The organism is Bacillus pumilus, assembly GCF_038738535.1.
Lineage (GTDB): Bacteria > Bacillota > Bacilli > Bacillales > Bacillaceae > Bacillus.
Genome location: NZ_CP046128.1, coordinates 2,777,766 through 2,800,372, shown reverse-complemented (window position 1 = coordinate 2,800,372; position 22,607 = coordinate 2,777,766). Strand labels below are relative to the sequence as shown.

Annotated in this window: 18 protein-coding genes; 13 read left to right on the top strand and 5 right to left on the bottom strand. The window is 42.0% G+C overall.

Annotated features, from left to right (window positions below; all coding sequences use genetic code 11):
* The first annotated feature begins 71 nt into the window (after positions 1–71).
* On the top strand, positions 72–392 hold the full coding sequence (locus tag GKC25_RS14340; RefSeq protein ID WP_034659859.1) for a YuiB family protein: 321 nt from the start codon (positions 72–74) through the stop codon (positions 390–392).
* A gap of 99 nt (positions 393–491) precedes the next feature.
* Positions 492–1,136: a 3D domain-containing protein gene (locus GKC25_RS14335; protein WP_034659858.1), complete on the top strand. Its 645-nt coding sequence runs from the start codon at positions 492–494 to the stop codon at positions 1,134–1,136.
* Between the two features lie 42 nt (positions 1,137–1,178).
* Here GKC25_RS14335 and GKC25_RS14330 read toward each other — a convergent pair whose 3' ends face one another.
* On the bottom strand, positions 1,179–1,655 hold the full coding sequence (locus tag GKC25_RS14330; RefSeq protein ID WP_034659857.1) for a divergent PAP2 family protein: 477 nt from the start codon (positions 1,653–1,655) through the stop codon (positions 1,179–1,181).
* A gap of 327 nt (positions 1,656–1,982) precedes the next feature.
* Between GKC25_RS14330 and GKC25_RS14325 the strand changes: the two genes are divergently transcribed.
* The 3 genes from GKC25_RS14325 (at position 1,983) to GKC25_RS14315 (ending at position 5,897) form a co-directional block, all read left to right on the top strand.
* The gene (locus tag GKC25_RS14325; RefSeq protein ID WP_095285826.1) at positions 1,983–3,473 is read left to right on the top strand and encodes a leucyl aminopeptidase; all 1,491 of its coding nucleotides are present in this window, start codon (positions 1,983–1,985) and stop codon (positions 3,471–3,473) included.
* Positions 3,474–3,614: 141 nt separating this feature from the next.
* Positions 3,615–4,943: a Na+/H+ antiporter family protein gene (locus GKC25_RS14320; RefSeq protein ID WP_034659853.1), complete on the top strand. Its 1,329-nt coding sequence runs from the start codon at positions 3,615–3,617 to the stop codon at positions 4,941–4,943.
* A gap of 177 nt (positions 4,944–5,120) precedes the next feature.
* Positions 5,121–5,897, top strand: a complete 777-nt coding sequence (locus GKC25_RS14315; protein ID WP_034659852.1) for a sporulation protein — start codon at positions 5,121–5,123, stop codon at positions 5,895–5,897.
* A 69-nt stretch (positions 5,898–5,966) separates the two neighbouring features.
* Here the strand turns inward: GKC25_RS14315 and GKC25_RS14310 are convergent, their stop codons facing one another.
* The 3 genes from GKC25_RS14310 to GKC25_RS14300 all read right to left on the bottom strand — a co-directional run bounded on the left by GKC25_RS14310 (position 5,967) and on the right by GKC25_RS14300 (position 9,154).
* Complete coding sequence (locus tag GKC25_RS14310; protein ID WP_187704125.1) at positions 5,967–6,563, bottom strand: biotin transporter BioY; 597 nt, start codon at positions 6,561–6,563, stop codon at positions 5,967–5,969.
* A gap of 114 nt (positions 6,564–6,677) precedes the next feature.
* Positions 6,678–7,814 (bottom strand): alanine dehydrogenase, encoded by a 1,137-nt coding sequence (gene ald, locus GKC25_RS14305; RefSeq protein ID WP_034659850.1) that lies wholly within the window; start codon positions 7,812–7,814, stop codon positions 6,678–6,680.
* Between the two features lie 110 nt (positions 7,815–7,924).
* Positions 7,925–9,154 (bottom strand): PucR family transcriptional regulator, encoded by a 1,230-nt coding sequence (locus tag GKC25_RS14300; protein ID WP_034659848.1) that lies wholly within the window; start codon positions 9,152–9,154, stop codon positions 7,925–7,927.
* A gap of 406 nt (positions 9,155–9,560) precedes the next feature.
* Here GKC25_RS14300 and GKC25_RS14295 point away from each other — a divergent pair, with 406 nt between their 5' ends.
* From GKC25_RS14295 to GKC25_RS14260, 8 genes are all read left to right on the top strand, one after another.
* Entirely contained in the window at positions 9,561–9,854 is a 294-nt protein-coding gene (locus GKC25_RS14295; protein ID WP_003213769.1) for a WXG100 family type VII secretion target, read from the top strand.
* A 95-nt stretch (positions 9,855–9,949) separates the two neighbouring features.
* A complete protein-coding gene (locus GKC25_RS14290) occupies positions 9,950–10,189 on the top strand; it encodes an EsaB/YukD family protein (RefSeq protein WP_003213579.1) in 240 nt (79 codons plus the stop codon).
* 14 nt (positions 10,190–10,203) lie between these two features.
* On the top strand, positions 10,204–11,517 hold the full coding sequence (gene essB / locus GKC25_RS14285; RefSeq protein ID WP_034659846.1) for a type VII secretion protein EssB: 1,314 nt from the start codon (positions 10,204–10,206) through the stop codon (positions 11,515–11,517).
* 51 nt (positions 11,518–11,568) lie between these two features.
* The gene (gene essC / locus GKC25_RS14280; RefSeq protein WP_034659845.1) at positions 11,569–16,044 is read left to right on the top strand and encodes a type VII secretion protein EssC; all 4,476 of its coding nucleotides are present in this window, start codon (positions 11,569–11,571) and stop codon (positions 16,042–16,044) included.
* Positions 16,041–18,953 (top strand): type VII secretion protein EsaA, encoded by a 2,913-nt coding sequence (gene esaA / locus GKC25_RS14275; RefSeq protein WP_187704124.1) that lies wholly within the window; start codon positions 16,041–16,043, stop codon positions 18,951–18,953. The genes essC and esaA overlap by 4 nt, the downstream gene beginning before the upstream one ends.
* Entirely contained in the window at positions 18,943–19,428 is a 486-nt protein-coding gene (gene essA / locus GKC25_RS14270; protein ID WP_034659843.1) for a type VII secretion protein EssA, read from the top strand. Before esaA ends, essA begins: the two co-directional genes overlap by 11 nt.
* A 98-nt stretch (positions 19,429–19,526) precedes the next feature.
* The gene (locus tag GKC25_RS14265; RefSeq protein WP_034660685.1) at positions 19,527–20,270 is read left to right on the top strand and encodes a (S)-benzoin forming benzil reductase; all 744 of its coding nucleotides are present in this window, start codon (positions 19,527–19,529) and stop codon (positions 20,268–20,270) included.
* A 287-nt stretch (positions 20,271–20,557) separates the two neighbouring features.
* Positions 20,558–21,091, top strand: a complete 534-nt coding sequence (locus GKC25_RS14260; protein ID WP_060597222.1) for an HD domain-containing protein — start codon at positions 20,558–20,560, stop codon at positions 21,089–21,091.
* Here the strand turns inward: GKC25_RS14260 and GKC25_RS14255 are convergent.
* Positions 21,088–22,572 carry an esterase/lipase family protein gene (locus tag GKC25_RS14255; RefSeq protein ID WP_106038223.1) on the bottom strand — a complete coding sequence of 495 codons (1,485 nt, stop codon included), beginning with the start codon at positions 22,570–22,572 and terminating at the stop codon, positions 21,088–21,090. The two genes, GKC25_RS14260 and GKC25_RS14255, sit on opposite strands and share 4 nt — an antisense overlap.
* Between the last annotated feature and the right edge of the window lie 35 nt (positions 22,573–22,607).

The following is a 22,607-nucleotide window of genomic DNA, read 5'->3' as shown; positions in this document are numbered from 1 at the left end:
TTTTCCATTGATTGACTTCATCTCTATTTCCAAGTTAAACTAATGATGGGATATTTGGGGGTGGAGATGAAGTGATCAGTTTACCAGTCGTTATCATTTCAGTTATTTTATTTTTCGTGTTATTCTTCGGCATTGGCTTTTTGCTCAATATGCTGCTGAGAATGTCATGGATTATGGCTATTTTATATCCAATTGTATGCCTTTTCATTATCAATAATCAAAAGATGATCGCTTATGTCAGAGAACCGGGCATTGCTTTTTCAGGGATAGGAGAACGCATTGTCTCTCTCGCTGCGGCAGATATCATTATCTTGTTAAGCGGTCTGATTGGTGCAATTGCATCAGGTTTTGTCATCAATGCACTTCGAAAAAGAGGGTATCAAATGTTTTAACTCACTTGTAGACATGCAAGTGGGTTTTTTTGTTTCTCCTTTGCATAGTTTCCATTTTGTTTGGAAACAAATAGATGGGTAGAGGAGTGACAAATAAAGATGAAAACATGGATGAAACGATTGTTCATGACAGCCCTTTTCATGCTTGCTCTCTTGACAAGCTTTACGGGCATATCTGGAGTTGAACCAAGTGATTTAGCTGTCTGGGTGAAAGAGACTGATCCTGTTAAGCAAGTATCTTCTTTTTTCCAACAGCAAAAAAGGGAAACGATGGCACTCAAAAGTGATGACTTGCGGGCTGTTTCTCTCGAAGAAGCGTTTAATTGGAACGATTACCCGAAGCAAAAGGTTGTCGCCACAGGTTATACAGCAGGTGTGGAATCAACAGGTAAAACGAAGGAACACCATGCATATGGCATTACATATTCAGGCGTCAAAGTGAAACGTGACTTATATTCAACTGTGGCAGCAGACCCATCAGTCTTTCCGATTGGAACCGTGCTGTTTATCCCAAACTATGGCTACGGAGTGGTCGCAGATACGGGAAAAGCCATTAAAGGTCATAAGCTTGATTTATACTATGAAACCGTAGATGATGTGTATAGAGAATGGGGTAAAAAAGTGCTTGATGTGTATATCATCAAAAAGGGCGAAGGGACGTTAACGGAAAAAGACTTAAACCAGCTCAATGAAGCAGAATCAATGCAAGTGTTCCGTCAGCAGTTTCAAGCCAATAAAGAATAAAAAAGCTTTGGACAAGTTTTAGGTCCAAAGCTTTTTTCGCTTCTACATGAAGTAATAATCTAAGATGAGTGTCAGTAAGATCCCTGTTAAGCCGCCAAAGAAGACTTCAATCGGCTTATGACCAAGAAGCTCTTTTAATTTCTTTTGCTTTTCTTTTTCTTCCGCACTCGGGAAATTCTTTGCTTCAGAAACAAATCGGTTAAAATCTGTCACCAGCTTGTTAAGTACAGTCGCCTGTTCTCCTGCCTGTCTGCGCACACCTGTCGCATCGAACATGGTAATAATGGCAAAGATGGCGGAAATGGCAAAGATAGATGTATCTAGCCCGTGCTCTAAAGCCACTGCTGTTGAGAGTGCTGTTACGGCTGCGGAGTGTGAACTTGGCATTCCGCCTGTGCTTGTAATGAGCGACCAATCTAGTCGTCTAGAAATGATAAATTGAATCGGTACTTTTACAAATTGAGCAAAAAAGATGGCTGCAAGGCTGGCAAGCAGCGGAAAATTCATCAGTACGCTCATGAACAAGAAACATCCTCTCTGTAAGAAAAAATATGGTGCGAAATGATGGACTGTGTACCCTAGTAAGATGAAAAAATGATAGCAGTATCAAATGCTGCCAAGTCCATGTTCAATTATAACATTAAAGAAAGTAGATGTGGAACGAGGAGAATGCAGGCGGGCTGCACAAATTTTCATCGCTTTTTTCATGATGCCCTTCCGCGTGTGAAAATATAAATGTTCATTAAGTAAAGACAGACTGGCAATGATCGTATAGGCACGTAAATTTTGATATAATAGAAGTTCCAATGTGAAAAATGGAGTTCATTGAAGGAGCGTGTGATAAATATGTTTTTCTCGACAAATGAATTGCAGCATAAAGATACACTGGTGATCGGACTTTTTCAAAAGAGCCAATTATCAGGAAAAGCAAAAGAAATGGATGAATTACTTGAAGGAAGAATCACTGAATTATTAAAAGAAGGCGATATTTCATCTAAACGAAATCAGCTTTCGAAGTTTTTCCCATCCCCTGAGACAGGCATCAAACGCATTTATTTTGTCGGACTTGGGAAGGAATCAGATTACACGTTTGAAGAGGCAAAAGAAGGGTTTGCCCATTTATTTAAAAAGCTCCATCAAGATAAAAAGCAAGCGGTTTCGGTCTTGCTGGACACGTTTATTGGAAAGGATCTGCCTGCCCAAGATGCAGCCCATGCCCTTTCTGAAAGCTGCCTTTTAGCTACATATGAATTACAAGATTTTAAACATAAAACAAATGAACCGGATCGCTTTATCGAGTTTGTTTATGCGACGACGGAGCATGATACAGCTGAAATTCAGGCGAGTCTGAAAGTGGGCGAGGTCTACGGACAGTCCGTCAATTCGGCCCGTACTCTTGTGAATATGCCGCCGAACATGCTCACATCCTCTGATCTGGCTTCGTACGCGGCAGAGCTTGCGTATAAATACGAATTTGAGATTGAAATTTTAGATAAAGAACAGATGGAAGAGCTCGGAATGGGCGGTATTTTAGCCGTCAATAGAGGCTCAACCGAACCGCCAAAGCTCATCGTATTGAAATATCAAGGCAAGGAAGAATGGACAGACGTCATCGGGCTTGTCGGTAAAGGTATCACGTATGATACTGGTGGCTATTCTTTAAAGCCAAGAGCCAGTATGGTTGGGATGAAAACAGATATGGGCGGTTCAGCCTCTGTTTTAGGCGCCATGGAAATCATCGGTGAACTGCGCCCAGAGCAAAATGTCATTGCTGTCATTGCCTCGACAGACAATATGATCTCAGCTGACGCAATGAAACCGGATGACGTCATTGTGTCACTTAGCGGTAAAACAATCGAAGTGCTGAACACGGATGCAGAAGGCCGTCTTGTTTTAGCAGATGGGGTGACATATGCGAAGCAGCACGGTGCCTCTGTCCTTGTAGACGTGGCGACATTAACAGGCGGGGTCATTGTGGCACTTGGAAATGAGACAACAGGCGTCATGACGAATAACGATGAACTATATGCTCAGTTTAAAGAGGCATCAGAAGAATGCGGTGAAATGATTTGGCAGCTGCCAATCACTGAAAAAGATAAAAAGCGCGTACGAAACAGCAAAATGGCGGATCTCAATAACTCACCAGGCCGCGATGGTCATGCGATCATGGCAGGAGCATTCATTGGTGAATTCGCTGAGGATACGCCTTGGGTTCACTTAGATATTGCAGGAACAGCAACAACAGAAAAGCCTTCATGCTTTGGGCCAACAGGGGCGACAGGTGTGATGGTACGGTCATTGGCCACATTTGTGGAACGATTTGAAGGAAAGAAATAAAGGATCAGGCTCTGCCAAATGGCGGAGCTTTTTTTATGTAGGACATACGCCATTTGACGAAGAAAATTTTCTATGGTAACATACGTTGGTACTTTAATTATCTACTACATTAGTAAACTAAAGGATTTCGGGGGTTTCACCATGAATGCAGTTGTTTTAGCGGTTGTTTTAATGTTGATATTAAGCTTGCTGCGGGTCAATGTCGTGATTGCGCTGGCACTCGGTGCTTTAGCTGGCGGACTTGCAGGTGGGTTAGGCCTGGGAGGAACAGTGGAAGCCTTTACTGACGGGCTCGGAGGAAATGCGACAGTTGCCATTAGCTATGCACTTTTAGGGGCATTTGCTGCGGCGCTGACAAAAACGGGTCTTCCAGATGCCATGGTTGAAGGAGCGGTGAAGCTTCTAGGAAAAGAAGGCGACTCAAGAAGAAAAACATTATCAAAAGTACTGATCATTCTTGTGATTTTGATCGTATCTTGTTTTTCACAAAACGTCGTTCCTGTTCACATTGCCTTTATTCCGGTCTTAATTCCGCCATTATTAAAAGTGTTTAACGAGCTTCAAATTGACCGCAGACTGCTAGCGTGTGTCATGACCTTCGGACTCACTGCACCATATATTTTACTTCCAGTCGGTTTTGGACAGATTTTCCACGGAATGCTCCGTGATAATATGAAGGATGCAGGTCTAGCTGTGAATTTAGCAGATATTCCATATGCAATGCTGATCCCTGTTGGGGGGATGGTCCTAGGATTGATCGTCTCCCTTTTCGTGTATCGTAAGCCAAAAGTATATGAGGATCGCGACATTACAGATGTAGAGAAATCAGCGTATACGAAAAAAAGTCTATTCTTTGCTGGTCTTGCCATCCTCGTGTCATTGATTGTCCAGCTTTATCTGTCTCAAAGCCTTGGCGTGGAAGGTATGATCTTCGGTGCACTTGCAGGACTGCTTGTCTTGTTTGTGACCGGAATGATGAAACGCGATGAAGCAGATCAACTGATTACATCTGGAATGAATATGATGGCATTTATCGGTTTTGTCATGCTTGTTGCGGCTGGATTTGCCAACGTTTTAACCAAAACAGGAGACATTGAAACGCTTGTTAAAGCATCTTCACAATTTATCGGCAACAGCCAGAGCCTCGCGGCAATTTTAATGCTGCTTGTGGGTCTGCTTGTTACAATGGGGATCGGATCATCATTTGCAACGATTCCAATTATTACGACCATCTTTGTTCCACTTTGTTTACACCTAGGGTTTAGCCCAATGGCGACAATTGCAATTATCGGTTCAGCTGCGGCTGTTGGGGATGCAGGTTCTCCTGCAAGTGACAGTACGCTTGGACCGACATCTGGATTGAATATGGATGGACAGCATCACCACATTTGGGGTACTTGTGTTCCAACATTCGTATTTTATAATGTACCGCTTGTCCTGTTCGGCTGGATTGCGGCAATTATTCTTTAACATAAAAAGCTTGTAGAAAAACGTTGTTTTTTCTATAAGCTTTTTTGTGATGTTTTCTCCATTTTTTTGCTGTCCAAAGGTGAAAAAATAATTAGGATAAAAGTATGAATTAAATGAATCTTTCTTCCTCTTTCTTACGTATATATGCTGATAAAAATGAAAAGGGGAAGATGAGAGATGTCATTTTTTAAAAAGCTAGCGGCAAGTGCTGGGATTGGTGCAGCGAAAGTAGATACCATTTTGGAGAAAAACGCTTATTATCCAGGACAAGAGGTAAGGGGAACTGTCCATGCAAAGGGCGGGAAAATCTCTCAGGACATCCGCTATATCGATGTCAAGATTCAAACGCAATATGTGATTGTGCAAGATGATGAAGAGCGTAGAAAATATGTGAACATCTATTCTTTACGGGTGACGGATTCTTTCATCATCCAGCCTGGCGAAAAGCATGAATTTCCGTTTTCATTTATTCTTCCTATTGATACCCCGATGACTATCGGAAAAGTAGAAATTGCAGTGGTGACAGACCTTGATATCCAAGGCGGAATCGATAAATCTGACTATGACCGTATTTTTGTTGAAGCACATCCTTGGGTGAAAAATATACTGGAAGCCACTAGAAATCTAGGCTTCCACTTGAACGAAGCGGACTGTGAACAAGCACCTTACTTCCAGCGTCGTCTGCCATTTGTTCAAGAATTTGAGTTTATTCCGACATCAGACTACTATCGCTATATGCTTGATGAGTTAGAGCTGATTTTTTTGATAGATGAGAATGGATTAGACGTTATTTTCGAAGTCGACCGCAGAGCAAGAGGCCTGCGAGGGTGGCTGGAGGAAATGTATAATGACGGAGAACAGCTTGTACGCTACCGCTTCAGTCAATCAGATCTTGAAGATGTAGAAGCGCTTGAAGGAATGCTAGAAGAAATCATAGATCAATACGCTGAGTAATGATGAAAAAAGAGCTTGAAGGAAGACAGGCTCTTTTTTCTATGATCCACTTGAAGATGATGTCTGCACTTATGACGCAGCTTGTTGTTTTCGAAAGGATGTGGCTTTTGATACAGAGCGATAAATTTTAGGTGCCAGCATCGCAAGTAATATGGTCAATGCGTAGTCTTTCACCATAAACCAGATCATAAAGAACCATGTGGTTTGATAGGAAATGGGTGCATTCAGCCACACATTTAATGCGAGGTACGTATAAGTCGTTCCGATCACATACATGACGGTCGTACCTGCAATAGATGCAAGCAAAAAGCGGCCAAAGCCAGGATTTTTTCTTTTTTCTAAAATGAATCCAGCTAGCCAGGCAGCAGGAATATACGATAATACAAAACCACCGCTTTTGCCTAAAATAACCCCAAAGCCCGCTGAGAACTGTGCGAATACAGGTGCACCAGCAATTCCAACTAAGGCATATACAATCATAGCCAATGCGCCAAGCCGTCTGCCGAGCAAGAGACCAGCAAGTACACAAAAAAACGGCTGCATTGTAAGTGGAATTCCGCCGACCTGCAAAAACGGCACAATGGATGTGATATTGGCTCCAATAGCCATGAGTGCAGCAAACATTCCGACTAGCACAAAATCAGCGGTTCTTGTTTTCTGTTGCATGATGTTTCCCCCTGTCTTATCTGTACAAATAGATTAAGGGGATGAGAAGTATTTGTCAACCTGTTTTTATTATTGGTTAACAAAAAACCCACCCATGAAAAGGGCGGGTCTGTATTAAGCTTCTGTCATAGAAGACGCATCGATCGCTTGATGAACAGGCACATAATCATAGCCGAGATCACGAGCGACGGCTTCATATGTGATATGTCCGTTCATGACATTGACACCTTCTGCGATGGCTTTGTTTTCTTGAATGGCTTTTGCAGCGCTTTTATTAGCAATTTGCAGTGCGTAGGGAACGGTGACATTCGTTAAAGCAACAGTTGATGTCCGTGGAACTGCTCCAGGCATATTGGCAACTGCATAATGTAAAATACCGTGTTTTTCATAAGTAGGCTGATCATGTGTTGTGATATGATCTATTGTTTCGACAATGCCGCCTTGGTCAATCGCTACGTCTACTATGACGGAACCAGGCTTCATTTGCTTCACCATTTCTTCCGTCACAAGCGTTGGTGCTTTGGCACCTGGGATCAGCACCGCACAAATGAGAAGGTCTGCCTCACTGACTGAATCAGCAATGTTTACTGGGTTAGACATTAACGTTTTCATTTGATGACCAAATTGATCGTCCAGCTGACGCAAGCGTTCTGCGTTTACGTCAATAAGAGTGACATCTGCGCCAAGCCCAATCGCCATTTTCGCTGCGTTTGTTCCAACAACACCGCCGCCTATAATTGTGACTTTCCCTCTTGATACCCCTGGTACGCCTGCGAGCAAGATGCCTTTACCGCCTTTTGGCTTTTCTAAAAATTGTGCACCGATTTGAGCGGACATTCTGCCCGCCACTTCAGACATAGGTGTTAAGAGAGGGAGTGATGTTCCGTCCGTTACTGTTTCATAAGCAATAGCTGTGACGCCTTTTTGTTTTAAAGCTTCAGCCAAGGAGGGCTCTGCGGCAAGATGCAGGTACGTAAATAAGATGAGTCCTTCTCTGAAATATGAATATTCCTCAGGTAATGGTTCTTTTACCTTCATGATCATATCAGAAGATGCCCACACATCTTTCGCTTGATCAAGAATTTCTGCACCAACAGATACATAATCGTCATCAGTGAATCCGCTTCCAAAACCAGCGTTTGTTTCAATTAAAATCTGATGTCCAGCTGAAAGTAATTGAGAAGCTGCTCCTGGTGTTAATGCCACTCGGTTTTCATTGTTCTTAATCTCTTTCGGAATGCCGATGATCATGTTTATTCCTCCCATGCTTATCTATTCATATTGTATGTCTAGTGTATCCTGAATGTTTAAAAAATGCTTCGGTTGAAATAAAAAATAAAAAAACGCCTCTTTGTGAAATTTCACAAATGGACGTTTTTTAGCTTCATATCAAGGTATATGGTCATTTTCTCATTCATGTTTTTTAAATCTATTTCTGCAATGTCTGTAATACGTTTTAATCTGTAATTCAATGTATTGATGTGGATGTTTAATTGCTTTGCGGCAATATTGGCATTGCTGTCACAGTCAATAAATCGTTCAAGGGTTTCGACTAGGTTGGAATGATGCCTCAGGTCGTAATCTTCCAGCTTTGATAAAGAATAACTGGAGTAAGATGAGCCCCTTCGTTTTTCAGCGAGGACATCTAAATATTGATAAATACCAAGTTCAGAAAAACTGTGTAAACGTTCGGTTTCAACAGGAAAGCGCTCTTTTGTTTTTAATACAGCCAGTGCTTCTTTATAGGAAGGCTGAATATAAGAGATGTTATCGTAAATTCCACCAATCGCTGCTTGAACGTGATGGATATGATAACGGTCAGACAGCTGCTGCAGCATGCCGCTTGTGAATTGTTTAATATCGTGCAGCGGGTGTTCCGTTTTGGGTGAGACAAGAATAATGAATTCGTGAAAATCAACAGTTGTTAACAGCACTTGGACTTGCTGCGTTGTTTCAAGCAGGTAAGATAGCTTTTTTTCTGTGTCTTCTGTGAGTTCGTCACGAAGGCGGAAGATGATGATGGCATACGTGTCTGGACATCTGATGCCAAGTCTTAAAAATAGGTCTAGCATCTCATCCTTTTCATGAATATGACCTGTGAGCATCTTCCAGAAAAGCTCCTGATTGCGTTCTTCTGTTTTCGTTTTGCGAATTTGTAAGTTAAGTAATTTGTTTTTAACAGCATGTGCTGCCATCTTCAGAAGGTCCATTTCTTCTTCTGAAAAAGGCTGTGTGGACTCAATCGCCCAGATAAAACCGAGTACTTCTTTGTCCTTCCAGATTGAAATGGCAACCCTGCTAGATAAACCCACCTCTGCAATTTGAGGGACACGAAGCGGTTCGTCTGTTTTAAGGAGTGTAGGAATGATACCGTCCTTCCAAAGCCGATTAATGACTTTTTCCGGTACACGGCGGGAGATAATGGTTGAAGTTCTGGCGGGATCAGTAAAATCATTATGAGTGCTATAGGCCAACAATCGATGATGCGTATCTTCTATAGTAATAGGGCAATTGAGCACATCACTAATTTGGTCTGCCACATCCTCTAAACGATCAAGACTATACTTGAATGGATCTGTCTTTTTTGTCATAAAAACCCCTGCTTTTTCGAATATTTCACGTACTTACATTATGAAGAGAAAGAGGTACGTAAATCAATAACAAAATGCCATAAATTTAAAAAAAGAGAAAGCCCAGAGAAGCAAGCACATCGATGCTGAATGAAGGCGAAAAAGAAATAGTACAATAATAACGTAGTAAAAAATCAATAGGCGGAAAGATTCAGTGAAGTGTGTCTACACTTATTAAGAATATATGACCAAAAAAATGTTAAATACTAGATAAAAAGCGAAAAAACAGTAATTCTATAGACTCATTTTGTAAAATAAAAACAGATTTGTTTGACTGTGTATCATTTCTGTTTTTATAATAATAACGTCAAAAAATAAGTGGATTAGCCCATTATATGGCGGCTATGCACGGGAGGTAATGAGGAATATGTCAGGAATTATTCGCGTAACCCCAGAAGAACTAAGAGCGACCGCTAAGCAATATGGTGTTGAAAGTCAAGAAGTGTTAAACCAAGTTGATCGTCTAAATAGAATGATCTCTGATTTAAAAGGAATGTGGGAAGGTGCTTCTAGTGAAGCATTTGCTGATCAATACGAGCAGTTAAAGCCTTCATTCATCAAAATGTCTGATCTACTAACAGATGTCAGCAATCAGCTTGATCAAACGGCAAATACACTTGAAAGCACTGACCAAGACATCGCAAGCCAAATCCGCGGCTAATCAAAGGGATTTCCTTTCTAAGTGTGAAAAGCAGAAAAAGCGCCGAGTGTGTCAATGGATGCCGGCGCTCTTTCTATTTTGTGAGGTGGAAATTTGTGTATATCGATATTACCATCGACTTAAAAAATTATGATGGCAGTGTGTTTGATTTGAGACTATCAAATTATTTACATATTAAACAAGTCATCCATATCGCCTGGCAGGCAAAACAAATCTCACTTCCTAAGCGAGAAGGCGGCTGGGTGCGAGTAGTCAATAAGAAAGCTGTGTTTTCAGGCGAATATAAGCTGTCAGACTGTGGAATCACCACAGGAGACAGGCTGGAAATACTATGAAAGGACTTTTGTAAATGGCAGATAAAAAGAGTTCCTATTTAGAAGAACAATTAGAAGCAGTTATGAAAAAAGAGGGTGGCGCCTACAGCTTCATTTTTCAAAGAGAGACAATTAAACTCTTAGACGGTTTAGAAGCGGCACCGATCAAAGACATCAATCCTTCATTCAAAAAAGAGATTCAATTAACTGAAGATGAGGTCATCATTTCTATTCAACCGCCTCCTGCCTATCAGGAATTTCGTTTCATCCATGCAAAGGATGAAAAAAGCAAATGGATTTTTTCATACCAGCTTGTCGATGCAGTTTGCAAACACGACGTGAAGCGGCTGCATCCTATTGTTTCTCCTGAAAACATTGTTTTTCATCAAGGCTTAGCTCCTGCATTTTTGCATTACGGGGTCAAAGAAAGCATCCCGCCATATGAAACGGATGACCATCGTTTATTAAAAGAAGTCAAAGCCGTCATTCTTCGAGTGGTGGACCATGAATATCAGTTTCAGGAATATGTGGCATACAGTGAGACGCTGAAATTATCTGAACTGGCAAAAGAAATCGTTGAAACGCAGTCGCTGGAAGAATTGTCTGCCCTCACTCAGCAAAAAATCGAAGCGATTGAAACGAAAGAGAAAACGCTATTAACCATTCCGAAAAAGAAATGGAAGATCGAACGATATATCGGGCTAGGTCTGCTTGTCCTATTAATCCCTGCTTTGGTGTACACCATATACACCTTCTTTTTTGCGATGCCGAAACACGAAGCGTATGTCGAGGCAAACAAATATTATCTCAACAAACAGTACAGCCAAGTGGTGGATACGTTAGAAAAATATTCAGCCAATCAAATGCCGGTCTCTCTTCAATATGAACTGGCCATTTCGTATGTACAAACGAATCAAGGCAACCTGTTACTCGATCAGCATAAAAAAGAAATCACAGATACATACACATTACAGACTGATCCTCAATATTTCCTTTTCTGGATTCATATTGGACAAGGCAATAGCAAGGAAGCACTTGATATTGCACGTGTACTTGGAGACGACCGGTACATATTCACGGCACTCGTCGCCTACCGCAATGACATTCAAAACGATGACAGTCTTACTGCAGAAGAAAAACAAAAACAGCTAGACCCGATTATTAAGGAAATGGCGAAATATGAAGAAAAAGAAACAACGGAGACAAGCACCAACGACTCCTCGGGCGCAAGCCAAACAGATGAAACAGCTGAACAAAAAGAGCAGTCAAAAGCCGATCAAGAGAAAAAAGAGAAAGAATCTGAAGCGAAAAAGAAAACCTCTCAGACGAAAAAAGATGAGAAAAAATAATTCTTTCGATACAACTGACAGTTGCTGCTGTCCCATGAGGAGGTGGAGCGTTTGAGTCTTCTTTGGGTTTTTTATGAGGAGGATTATCAAACCGTCCGTTTAGACGAGCAGTTCAATCGAGAAGCTGTGATTGGACCTGAAATAGAGCATACGGTGACAATCCCTACACTTTCGTTTGATGAAGGGGTCATCCGTTTATCTCCCGATGAACCGAATGATGGCTTTTCCATTTATCAGGGTGAAGGGAAGAAAGGCACATTACTTCTACATGAACCATATAAACTTGGATCACTTACACTTATGTTAATGGAAGCACATCATGACCAACACATTTATTACCTAGGAAATAGAGTCGAGCTGTCTTTTTCACGTGAGAACAAAGATGAGATCGATGTGTGGAAAGAACAAGCGCATTCCATGTTTCAAGATGCGAGCCAGTTTACTTTGGAGAAGATCGAAGGAACTTGGTATGTCATGCCTCAGGACGAGACGATTTATGTGAACGGGAAAAAAATCCATGGTCCAGAGAAGGTTTATACTGGAGATGAACTGTTCTGGAACTTTCTAACGGTGACATTGAAAGATGATGATTTATTGCAGGTGACTGCATATGAACCATTTCAAACACGTTTGGAAAAAACAAGAGCACCAAGCACAGAAACAAAACAAAAATATCCTTTATATAGACGAACACCTCGTTTAATTTATGACCTGCCAGATGACCGGGTATCCTTTAGCTTTCCTTCGCAGGAGAGTGAAAATAACAGCAGAGGGCTTTGGCTTGTTGTCCTTCCGCCGCTTGTGATGCTTCTTGTGATGGGGATTGTCGCTCTTGTCCAGCCGCGCGGGATCTTTATCGTCGTGTCGATGGCGATGTTTATCATGACATTAATCACATCGTCCGTTCAATACTTTAAAGAGAAATCACAACGCAAAAGACGGGAAGAGAAACGGCAGCGAGTCTATTCTCTATACTTAGAAAATAAACGAAAAGAGCTGCAAGAGCTCTACGACCGCCAGCAATATATTTTGACGTATCATTATCCGTCATTTGAACAAATGAAGTACTTAACGTCAGAAATTAGCGGCCGAATTTGGGAAAAAACACTTGTGAGTGACGATTTCTTGCAGCTGCGTCTTGGGACGGGTGCAGTCCCATCAAGCTATGAATTATCGATGAGCGGCGGCGATATGGCCAATCGTGACATGGATGACTTAATGGAACAAACGCAGCACATGCAAAAGGTCTATCGTGAAGTGAAGGATGTACCCATTACATTTGGTCTTGCAGATGGCCCAACAGGCTTGATTGGAAAGCCAGCGATTGTGAAAAAGGAGCTTCATCAGCTTGTTGGACAGCTTGCTTTCTCGCACAGCTATCACGATTTGAGATTTGTCTTTATCTTTCATGAGCAGGAGTATGAGAATTGGGAATGGATGAAGTGGCTTCCGCATTTCCAGCTGCCTCATACATACGGCAAAGGGTTTATTTACAACGAACAAACACGCGATCAGCTGTTGTCCTCGATTTATGAAATTTTACGTGAACGTGATTTAGAAGAAGAAAAAGAGAAAAAAATCTTTACGCCTCACTTTGTGTTTATCGTGACAAATCACGAGCTTATTGCTGAACATGTGATTTTAGAATATTTAGAAGGCAGCCGGACAGACCTTGGCATCTCAATTATTTTTGCTGCTGAAACAAAGGAAAGCTTAGCTGAAAATATCTCGACGCTTGTCCGTTATATTAACGAAGAAGAAGGAGACATTCTCATTCAGCACAAGAAAGCCGTCCGAATTCCATTTCAGCTTGATACACATGAGCGCGGGGACAATGAGCTGTTTGCCAGAACGCTGAGAACATTAGATCATCAAGTTGGCATGACCAATTCGATTCCTGAAACGGTCTCCTTCCTTGACCTTTTTCATGCCAAACAGGTAGACGAGATTGGTATTCGTGAAAAATGGCTCACATCAGAAACGGCCAAATCACTATCTGTGCCAATCGGTTATAAAGGGAAAAATGACATTGTGGATCTGAATCTGCATGAAAAAGCACACGGTCCGCACGGCCTGTTGGCGGGAACAACAGGATCAGGGAAAAGTGAATTTTTACAGACGTACATTTTATCGCTCGCTGTACACTTTCACCCGCATGAAGTCGCTTTCCTGCTGATTGACTATAAAGGAGGCGGAATGGCGCAGCCGTTCCGAAATATTCCTCATTTACTTGGCACCATCACCAATATTGAAGGCAGCAAAAACTTTAGTGAAAGAGCGCTTGCCTCAATTAAAAGTGAATTGAAGAAAAGACAACGGTTGTTTGATCAATATCATGTGAATCACATCAATGATTATACGAAGCTCTATAAGGAGAAAAAGGCTGAACAGGCAATGCCTCATTTATTCTTAATCTCTGATGAGTTTGCTGAATTAAAAAGTGAAGAGCCGGACTTTATCAGGGAGCTTGTCAGTGCTGCACGTATCGGCCGAAGCCTCGGGGTCCATCTCATTTTGGCTACCCAAAAGCCAGGCGGGGTCATCGATGATCAGATTTGGAGTAACTCCCGCTTTAAGGTCGCACTAAAAGTACAAGATGCGTCAGACAGTAAGGAAATATTGAAAAATAGTGATGCGGCGTCCATTACCGTTACAGGCCGCGGCTACTTACAAGTGGGAAACAATGAAATTTATGAATTGTTCCAATCAGCTTGGAGCGGTGCGCCATATATGGAAGATGGCTACGGATCAGAAGATGACATTGCCATTGTGACAGATACTGGACTCATTCCGTTATCAGGGGTAAGTACAGAGCCGGCAGTGAAGAAAGAGACAGTATCGGAGATTTCTGCTGTTGTGGATGAAATTGAACGTATGCAGCAGGAGCTTGGGATTGAGAAGCTTCCAAGTCCATGGCTTCCACCGCTTGAAGAACGGATTCCAAAAACACGTTATGCGTCGAGTGAAGAGCATGTCTTCCATTTTGCGCTTGTCGATGAGCCAGATCAGCAAAGCCAGCATCCACTTTCTTATCAAATGATGGAAGATGGGAACATTGGCATCTTCGGTTCCTCCGGCTACGGCAAATCACTTGCTGCGACAACACTGCTCATGAGCTTTGCGGAGAGATATTCACCTGAAGAATGGCATGCGTATATTTATGACTTCGGAAACGGGACATTGCTTCCGTTAGCCAAGCTGCCGCACACGGCGGATTATTTCTTAATGGATCAAATGAGAAAGATTCAAAAGTCAATGACGCGTTTGCGGGAAGAGGTTGAATACCGCAAGCGGTTATTCAGGCAGCAAGAAATGAGTCATATCAAAATGTACAACGCCTTAAACGAGAAAAAGCTCCCGTTCATTTTCATCGTGATCGACAACTTTGACATTGTCAAAGACGAAATGCATGAACTTGAATCTGAATTTATCCAGCTGAGCCGTGATGGACAATCATTAGGAATTTACTTCTTGATTACAGCGACTCGGGTAAACGCAGTCCGCCAATCTCTTATGAATAACCTGAAAACAAAGGTTGTTCATTACTTAATGGATCAAGGAGAGGCGTATTCGATTATTGGCAGACCGAAATTCAGCTTAGAACCGATTCCAGGACGAGTCATTATCAATAAAGAAGAGCTTTACTTTGCGCAAATGTTCCTGCCAGTTGAAGGAGAGAACGATCTCGAACTGTTTGAGCATTTGAAAGAAGAGATACAGCTTCTTCATGATCGCTTTGAATCAGCTGAAAAACCAAAGCCTGTGCCAATGCTTCCTGATAAACTGACCATTTGGGAGCTGGAGAGTCGTTTAGAAGAACAAAAACAGCCGTATGACATTCCAGTCGGACTAGATGAGGAATCTGTTGCACCTGTTTACTTTGACTTGAAAAAGAATAAACACTGCCTCATCATCGGTCAAACGCAGCGAGGGAAAACAAATGTGACAAAACTGATGCTTGATCAGCTTTTAGCAGCAAGACCTGAGAAGCTGGCCGTGTTTGATTCGATTGATCGGGGTCTTTCCCATTATGCAAAGGAAGAGAATATCGATTACCTTGAAACAAAAGATGATATCACTGAATGGGCAGAGGAAATAGACCGTTTATTCAAGGTGCGGGAAGAGATGTACGTCGAAGCTGTACGCAGGGGAGAGACCGATCAGTTGTCGTTCCCTCAAATTGTGCTTGTGATTGATGGCATTACGCGTTTTCAGCAGACGATCGATCCGCGTCTTCAAGATCAATTGGCTGATTTCATGAAGTCATATGCACACCTAGGCTTTAGCCTGATCGCATCAGGGAATCATACCGAATTCAGTAAAGGCTATGATGCACTCACAAACGAAATTAAACAAGTTCGTCATGCCATGTTACTCATGAAAAAATCAGAGCAAAACATCATACCGCTTCCATATGCAAGACAAGAACCAGACATTCAGCCAGGGTTCGGGTATTTGGTTGAAAACGGGAAAGAGAAGAAAATCCAGGTTCCTTTATGTGCGGTAGAAAGGAAGAGTGTTCAATGACAGAGCAGCAAAAAAGCTCCATCAAAATCGTATCGACCATGATATTGATTCTTGTTCTGCCGGTTTTATTTTTCCACCTCATTGGAGATGACCCGGCAAAACAGAAAAAGAATGCCACACGTAATATTGCTGTGGTCAATGAAGATATGGGAGCGAGCGAAAGTGAAAACACCGCTCGTTTCGGACAGGATGTCGTGGCAGCATTATCAGAGCGTCCAGATTATACATGGACCGTAGTGAATCGCAGTGCGGCGGAAAATGGACTGAAAAACAGAAAGTATGACGCTGTCCTCTATATTCCGTCTGATTTCTCTAAAAATGTGCTCAGCTATGATAAAGACCACCCTGAAAAGGCATCCATTCAATTTTCTATTCAAGACCAGCTCAATTCAGTCAATAAAGAGAAAGTGCAAAGAGAGCTGGAAAATGCGCAAAAGAAAATGAATGAACAGATGTCAACGTTATACTGGAGTTTTGTATCACAGGAAATCGGCAATGTTAGAGAAGAGTTTGAGCATATTGTCGGCAAAGAAGTCGAATTCCAAAACACAATGTATAATTTCTATAAGCCGAACTCAAACAAACTATCAGATGCCGTTCAGCAGCAGAAGAAACAAATAGAAGAATTAAAAAATGCGATGACCGATTCACAGAAACAGTATAAAGACGGTTTGAGTACAACAGAAGAAGCAAAGAACCAGTTAAAGGACTTTGTGAAAGCAGTCGATCAATACCAGCAGTATCAAGACAAACAAAAGGATCTCTTGATCAAAGCGCAATCGACAAGTCAAAAACAAATCCAGCAAGGGCTCAAACAGCTTGCTGATATTCAAAACCAAAATGCCCGCCGCTTTAGTGATCAAATGGGTGGACTAAAAACAGACATCAACGGGGTACAAAGTCAGCTGAACACAACTGACAGCGCCATTCAATCTGTTCAAAAGTCGAGAGAAGACGCTATTCCTAAGCAATCAACGGGATTAACGGAACTTGTGAAGACGTCTCAGGAAGAACTGATTATTAATTATGAAGCTCAATATCTTGCATACATAGGGAATAAAATTACTCCGTTGCAAGAGCAATTGAAAGCTTCAAGAAATGCACTGCTTAATGCAGAGAAACCTTCAGAGGATCCGAATGAGGATTCGAATAATCAAGATGAAGACCCTCAAGACTCGACAGACGATTTGAAAATAGATCTTGAAGAAGAGACTATGAAATTAACTGAAATCTCAACAGAAATAAATCAAGTGGCAGATGAGTTGTCAGAAAATGAAGAAACGATAACACCTACTCCAGAAAATAGTGAAGAAAATCCAAAACAAACTGGGGAAACCAAATCAACGTCAGTTCAATCAAAAGAGCAACTAAAAGCACTATCCCTAAAATTAGAAGAAGTGAAAAAGAATATTGAGGAGAAAACTACAGCTCATAATGATCAATTACAAGGAAAAGTCGATCTTTTGAGTAAAGAATTAAAATCTTTAACAGGTAAAATAGACAAACTAGAAGAAAAAATAATAAGAATAGAAACTAGCAACAATAAAAACATAAGCGATATAAAGAAAACCATTATCAAACAAGAATCTGCTATTACAAGAAAATTAGAACGAATAGATACAACTAAATCTCCATTAAATCAATATACATCGAAAATGGATAAACTTGAGGATTTTAATACAAATTCAGAAAATGCATCTGAGTTATTAAAGTATTCAAATGAATTAGCGCAGTATGAAGCATTACTTAACAGCTTCTATCCAAAGAAGGAGCCATCATCTTTGGTCGATACCAAATCAGATGAAATCGAATCCATCCTCTCCATCAAAAAAGAGGAAACAGAAAACTGGGATACGCTCAAAAAACAAATGCTGACGTCAAACGATGATGTGTCTACTTTTATTGATGAGATGCAGAAGTTTTCAGATGGCTATGCAGAATACATTTCGACTCAGCAGGCAAGCATGGAACAGGAATTAAATACAATCTCTGAAAGTGCGGACAATGTTGCGGAGCAAATGGCTGATCAAGGAGATGCAGTGTATACGGCAGACCTTGCAGGCAGTTCAATTGTTGTCAGTGCACAGGATTCAATTGGTCAGGAAGTGCTTCGTCTTTCTGAAAATATGAGTTCGTTAACCGACCGCCAAAAAGGGGTGGCGGATTATACGAATAACATTGAAGAGAGTGTGACAACAGTTCAAGAAAAAGCGGATACGCTGAATGAAAACTGGAGCAAGAATGTCAACTCTACGAAGCTTGTTCAGCAAGATTTGAAGGGTATTTTAGGAAACACATTGAGTGATCAAGGCAACAGCAACTATGTGTATAACCACTTAGCCAATCCGCTGAAAATCAGCGGTGATGTGCCGGAAGAAAAAACGCAGACTGTACCGCCAGTGGTCATTTTGGTCATTGTGATGATCAGCAGTTTGTTAATTGGCTTTTTCAGCTCGTATTATGCGGCAGCTCCGATGCTGGTTAAAGGTGCACTGTTTGGCATCTTAAATCTATTAGTCGGACTCATGATCAGCTTGTTTGGACTGAACATTTACAAGCTTGCAGATGATCAAGCGATTCAGTGGTCCATTTTCACGATTTTACTATTAGTGGCTTGTTCCGCCTTTATTCGCACGGCGTTCCTTTTCGGCTCTATTGCCGGATGGATGGCAGCAACGGCGCTTATTTTCTTCTTTGTCGCACCATTAATTGATTTGGTGATGCCGAATTTCCATTTCATAAATCCAGTGACAGACGTGTACCTGTCCATCCAATATGGAAATGGAGATCACTTTGGAATGGGTGTTATAGGATTAGTGATTTTAACTGTCCTCTTCATGGCCATCCCGCTTGTGACAAAGCTATGGAAAGATAAAACGGAGGAACGTGATATGACTCATGAGGCTTAATCTGTTCGTGAAAGGGGTGGCACTTGGTGTCATGTCTCTTTTTCTCCTCATTCCTGCTGCTTTCGCTGCTGGTGAAGATACGGATACAAATGTCAAGCCGAATGAATATCAGGAAAAAGAACTCAATATTAACTCAAGTATATTGAGGGATCAAACGAAATACGAACAAAGCAAAAAGACATCAACAGTCAAAACAGACATTCATTTTGCTGAACCGCCTAAAACTCCGGGAGGGTCTCTTTCTCCGCAGCTTTTCAGTGATCTAAAAGAGAACCCGCCCAAAACATCAGCTCACATGATGGAAGAGATGAATATCTCTTTTCGTGATGCCGCTGTATCAGCACCTTCTGGCGATGATCACAAGAAGCAGACATCAGCACTGCTTCCGATCATCTTTGGTTTCTTAATCGTCTTTGGCATTGTCGTGATGTTCATTCTGATTCCTAAGGTGAATGTGAAGGCTGAAAAGAAATAGCCTGTCTCTTTGAAAAGAGGCAGGCTTTTCTTATGCAGATTGCTTGATGTCATACCGTTCCACTACGTAAAATAGTGTTATCAAGGGAGGAGATTGTCATTCGAATTTCAATCGTTACAGGCGGATCAAAAGGATTTGGTCTAGCACTTGTGAACCGGCTGCTTTCACGCGGGGACCATGTGTATACGGCAGCAAGAAGTGCATCGCCGATTTACCATCCGGAGCTCACACATACACAGGTCGACCTGACAGATGAGAAAGCAGCAGCCAAATGGCTTCAAGATAGTCTCACGCCGCAAACACTGGCAGCTGCTGATGACATCTTATTCGTCAATAATGCAGGCATGGTGACACCTATCAAACGTGTGGGGCAAGGCGGACAGGATACGCTTCATCAGCATTATACGTTGAATCTTGTCATCCCTGTTTTGCTGAGCCATGTTTTTACCAAGCAGACTCAATCATATAGCGGAAAGAAAACGATCGTTCACCTTTCTTCTGGAGCGGCGAAAAACCCTTATAAAGGCTGGAGTGCGTATTGCAGCTCAAAGGCAGGACTTGATATGTTTATGAGGACTTTGCATGAGGAACAGCAGGACGAGGCGTATCCAATCAACACGTTTTCATTTTCCCCCGGCACCATTGATACAGATATGCAGGGGGAGATTCGGAAGTCATCAAAACAGGACTTCGAACAAATTGACCGTTTTCAGCAATTATATGAAACAGGCACGCTGAAGAGTCCAGATGAAGTCGCAGGTATTTTGCTCGATCTTTTAGCGGATGATCCAGCTGGCGGATGCGTATACGATGCACGTGAGTATGTGAAAAAGCAGTCATAACGACTGTAGCAGCGTGAAGACAAACCCTCGCATTCGGTGTCAGTCCTGCATGCCGGTGCTCACGAATCTCAAATTCGCTCCGCGCCAGCTAGACTTCAAGGGTTTTCATATCACACTGTAAAGAAGAAAAAAGCAGTCATCACGACTGCTTTTTTTCGTCTTGTACAAGCAAAACCAGCTGATTTGACATAAGCTAATCTTGAGACTCATAGAAAATATAACAGAACATTTGAGTTTCTTTTCAGAATATGTTAGGATGCTAAAAATATAGATAAGGAGGGGTTTCCATGAGAAAGGTTACATTAATGGATGTTTACACCCATCCAGTTGCTCAAAAGTATTTAAATCGTTCAGGAAAAGCCCATGCGATTGCTTGTGCTTATCACGCATTCAAGCTGGCGATGCAGGCGGGAATTAACCCAGATCTGGCTGTGAAAGCAGCACTCTTGCATGATATCGGCCACTATGAATGGTATACAGCCGGCGGAGAATGGGATTACGAGACATATAGAAGAAATGATATTCATGCCATTAAAGGTGCAGAGCGGGCACACAAACTGCTCATACGGCTCGGGGAGGAACCAAAAGCAGCCAAAGATATTGCACTTGCGATTCTGCTTCATACGGATTCATATTTGCCAGAGGGCGACCTCCATAAGGACACACTCCAGCAAATTGTGAAGAAAGCAGATGAAATGGATGAAGAGCCTGGCGGACACCACCATTACAGACAAATAGACGAATCATTGGCAATGAAAAAGATTGCCGATTTGGATCAGAAAGTGCAGCAGGCACTCCAGCCCATGAAACGCTCTGTTTAGTATGGAATGTCTCCATGAATCGTTCCGTGCTGATCGACATACAACGTGCGAATAACGGTACGGTTAAACGCAGATGTTCCTGACGTAGTGAGTCCGGTGTAATGCACCGTGACGGAATAAGCACCTTCTTTTTTCAATTGAATGGCTGATGAGGTACTTGTTTTCAGTGGATGATCCTTTTGTGCATCTTTAAAGTAATTGGTTTCCACTGATTTGCTTAACCGTTTAATCAGACCGCTTGAATGGGTTGATGCATCCCCTGACTTCGATGCAGCTGCTTTAATTTCTTCATTTAATGGTGAATCAAAGGATACAAGCAGCAGATAAGGAGCCTTTTTTCCTGAATTCGATCGAATCGTCCATTTTCCAGGAACGGGCTTATTGATTTGCACATGGTGTGAATATGCGCCTTCATATGGGAAAGATGCTTCCGATGTCTTAAGGTTTGTTAAGACGTCTCCATTTGGGGCGATGATTTCTGGCCGCGTCTCCTGCCTTTCATTTAACCACTGAATCGATAAGCCATTCGTTCCTTCCTCTACATAGAACGCTTCTGTTTTATCCTTTTCACTTTCTCCACCTTTCACATAAACATCTGTATTCAGCTCAGCAGAAACGGGCTCTTGTTCCTCTTTATTTTCATTTTCAGCGCTTGCGACATTTGCCAGAAGCTGATGCTGGAACACAGGAAACATACTTGTGCCGTTTTTGATTGAATGATGATCCCATTTTCCTGTTAAAATATTGTTTGCATACGATAGTCTTGTGCTGTTTACCGTGACGGCGCCATCATTTGCACCAAAGCTCTTTAAATACATGCCGCCTAAATACAGCACACCGCCAAATGTTCCCCATTCCGAGCCAGAGTAGGTGACATATTTATTGGGAAACGCCTCCAGCTGGTCGGTTTCACTTCGAAAAGCCGCCATCAGACCGGTTTGCAAAGAATAAAGCGCGTCGCTTTTTTGTCCAAGAATTTGCGCGAGCCAGCTTCCGCCCTTGCTATACGCTAGATCCGCAAGCGGTGTCCCGTTATGAGGAGAGCCGAGAGTAATGACCTTTTCCACATAGGGATGGGCTTTGAAATACACCAGTGCGGACTGTGTATCGACCCCGCCTTTACTATGACCAATCACAATGAGTTTTCTATCAAACGCATCATAGATTTCTTTGAGCTTTTCTGCTAATAGTTTGCCGTTCTTTTTCATGTCCTGATCTGGATGCAAATCTATGAATGCGCTTTCGTATCCGTTCAGAACAGCCTGCTTTGCCATATCGTTTCGATCGGACCAAGTGGAGGAGGAGCTGTTAATGCCATGAACAAAAACAAGTGGTGGTTTTGATTCGTCTTTTTGAACGGGCTCTTCTCCTTTAAACCACTTCCCCGGCGTCCCAGGTGGATCTCCAATTGTGCCTGCATACGCATAACTTGCAGAGGATAGAAAGAGCATGACAGCAACAATACAGATGAGTTTTTTCAAGACAATTCACCTCTTCGAATGATTTAAATTGTTGG

Coding starts and splice junctions, on each gene's coding strand:
- GKC25_RS14310 (WP_187704125.1), bottom strand. CDS start 6,563: ATGCAACAGAAAACAAGAACCGCTGATTTTGTGCTAGTCGGAATGTTT.
- GKC25_RS14295 (WP_003213769.1), top strand. CDS start 9,561: ATGTCAGGAATTATTCGCGTAACCCCAGAAGAACTAAGAGCGACCGCT.
- ald (WP_034659850.1), bottom strand. CDS start 7,814: ATGATCATCGGCATTCCGAAAGAGATTAAGAACAATGAAAACCGAGTG.
- essB (WP_034659846.1), top strand. CDS start 10,204: ATGGCAGATAAAAAGAGTTCCTATTTAGAAGAACAATTAGAAGCAGTT.
- GKC25_RS14315 (WP_034659852.1), top strand. CDS start 5,121: ATGTCATTTTTTAAAAAGCTAGCGGCAAGTGCTGGGATTGGTGCAGCG.
- GKC25_RS14335 (WP_034659858.1), top strand. CDS start 492: ATGAAAACATGGATGAAACGATTGTTCATGACAGCCCTTTTCATGCTT.
- GKC25_RS14300 (WP_034659848.1), bottom strand. CDS start 9,154: ATGACAAAAAAGACAGATCCATTCAAGTATAGTCTTGATCGTTTAGAG.
- GKC25_RS14325 (WP_095285826.1), top strand. CDS start 1,983: ATGTTTTTCTCGACAAATGAATTGCAGCATAAAGATACACTGGTGATC.
- GKC25_RS14260 (WP_060597222.1), top strand. CDS start 20,558: ATGAGAAAGGTTACATTAATGGATGTTTACACCCATCCAGTTGCTCAA.
- esaA (WP_187704124.1), top strand. CDS start 16,041: ATGACAGAGCAGCAAAAAAGCTCCATCAAAATCGTATCGACCATGATA.
- GKC25_RS14320 (WP_034659853.1), top strand. CDS start 3,615: ATGAATGCAGTTGTTTTAGCGGTTGTTTTAATGTTGATATTAAGCTTG.
- GKC25_RS14330 (WP_034659857.1), bottom strand. CDS start 1,655: ATGAGCGTACTGATGAATTTTCCGCTGCTTGCCAGCCTTGCAGCCATC.
- essA (WP_034659843.1), top strand. CDS start 18,943: ATGAGGCTTAATCTGTTCGTGAAAGGGGTGGCACTTGGTGTCATGTCT.